This is a genomic window from Pseudomonas sp. RIT-PI-S (assembly GCF_025642975.1).
Lineage (GTDB): Bacteria > Pseudomonadota > Gammaproteobacteria > Pseudomonadales > Pseudomonadaceae > Aquipseudomonas.
In genome coordinates this window covers 1-2,016 of the sequence record NZ_JANZKJ010000035.1, presented here as the reverse complement: position 1 = coordinate 2,016, position 2,016 = coordinate 1, and the positions used below count along the sequence as shown (strand labels likewise).

The following is a 2,016-nucleotide window of genomic DNA, read 5'->3' as shown; positions in this document are numbered from 1 at the left end:
GGCAAGCAGCTGGTCGGCTATGTGGTGCTGGCCAGCGAGCCGAATGGCTGGCAAGGCGAACTGGCCACTCACCTGGCCGCGCAACTGCCGGACTACATGGTGCCCGCCCAATGGGTCGCCCTGGCCGCCATGCCCCTGAGCCCCAACGGCAAGCTGGAACGCCGCGCTTTGCCACGGCCCGAGGCGGCCAGCCAGGTGGCGTATCAAGCACCGGTGACCGAGCTGGAGCAGGCGCTGGCGCGCATCTGGGCCGGCGCCCTGGACGTGGCCCAGGTGGGCTTGGGCGACGACTTCTTCGCCCTCGGTGGCCACTCGCTGCTCGCCACCCAGGTGGTGATGCAGGTGCGCGAACACTGCGCGGTGGAGGTGCCGCTCAAGTTGCTGTTCACCCACAGCAGCTTACGGGGCTTCTGCGCCGAGGTTGCGCTGCTCACCCAGGCCGTGCAGCCCTTGCAGGATGAATTGGCTAAATCGCTGGAGGCTCTTAAACGTTTAACTGCCGACGATCTCGAGAAACTGCTTTCTTAACGAGGGAACACGGCTTGCAAAACCTGATCGATTCGGTGGGTTCACTGTCTGCCCGGGAGCGTAAAGCCCTGGCGGTGATGCTCAAGCAGAAGGGGATCAACCTCTACGGCATCGCGCCGATTTTTCGGCGTGAACCGGGTGAGCCGCTGTTGCCCTCCTATGCGCAGCAGCGGCAATGGTTCCTCTGGCAGCTGGACCCCACCAGCAGCGCCTATCACCTGCCCACCGCGCTGCATTTGCACGGCGCGTTGGACCTTCCCGCCCTGCAACGGGCGCTGACCGCGCTGGTGGCGCGGCACGAGAGCCTGCGCACGCGCTTCGAGGAGGTGGCCGGGCAGTTGCAGGTGATGCTGCTGGAGCCTTGGGCGCCCATGCTGGACGTTCGCGAATCGACCGGCGAAGCCTGGCAGGCGGCATTGGCCGAGGAGGTCGCGCAGCCGTTCGACCTGGCCACTGGGCCGCTGTTCCGGGTGGCGGTGTGGCGCCTGGGCGAGCAGGAGCATGGGCTCTCGCTGGTGCTGCACCACAGCATCGCCGATGGCGTGTCGCTGCAAGTGATGGTCGATGAGCTGGTGGGCCTTTATAGCGCCTGCCGCGAAGGCGCCGGCGCGCAGCCTCCGGCGCTGACCGTGCAATACCCGGACTACGCCCTGTGGCAACGGCAGTGGATGGACGCCGGCGAGCGTGAACGGCAGCTCGCCTATTGGGCCGAACGGCTGCGTGGCGAGCCCCAGGTGCTGGCATTGCCCGCCGACCGTCCGCGGCCGGCACAGCAAAGCTTCGCTGGCGCCACCTTGCAGGTGACCCTGGACCCACCCGCGCTAACGCGCCTGAAAGCCTTCGCCCAAGGCGAGAACCTCACCCTGTTCATGCTGCTGCTGGGCAGTTTCCAGGCGCTGCTGCAGCGCTATACCGGCCAGGCCGACATCCGCGTGGGGGTGCCGATCGCCAACCGCCATCGCGCCGAGACCGAAGGGCTGATCGGCTTCTTCGTCAACACCCAAGTGCTCAAGGCTGAGGTTGACGACGCCCTTGGCGCGCGGGCGCTGTGGCGCCAGGTACGCCAGGCGGCGCTGGAAGCGCAGGAATATCAAGACCTGCCCTTCGAGCAACTGGTGGAAGTGCTGCAGCCCGAGCGCAGCCTGAGCCACAACCCTTTGTTCCAGGTGATGTTCAACCATCAGGTGCAGGGGCAGGCCCGGCAGCTGGAGCAGGCGGGTTTACGTATCGAGGCGGTGGCGTGGGAAAACCGCAACGCCCAGTTCGACCTGACCCTCAACACCGCCGAGCACCCGGGCGGGTTGGAGGCGGCCTTTACCTACGCCACGGACCTGTTCGACGCCGCTACCGTCGAACGCCTGGCCGGCCATTGGCAGCAGCTGTTGCAGGCCATGGTCAATGCACCGGATACGCCGCTGGCGGACCTGCCGCTGCTGAGCGCCAGCGAGCGGTCGCAACTGGTGGAGGGATTCAACGCCACGGCCGTTA

Annotated in this window: 2 protein-coding genes; both read left to right on the top strand. The window is 66.8% G+C overall.

The window, feature by feature from the left end; translation table 11 throughout:
- On the top strand, positions 1 to 528 hold a 528-nt coding region (locus OGL93_RS22125; protein ID WP_263265162.1), incomplete at its 5' end, for a phosphopantetheine-binding protein.
- 14 nt (positions 529 to 542) lie between these two features.
- The coding region (locus tag OGL93_RS22120; protein WP_263265161.1) for a condensation domain-containing protein at positions 543 to 2,016 on the top strand (1,474 nt) is incomplete at its 3' end.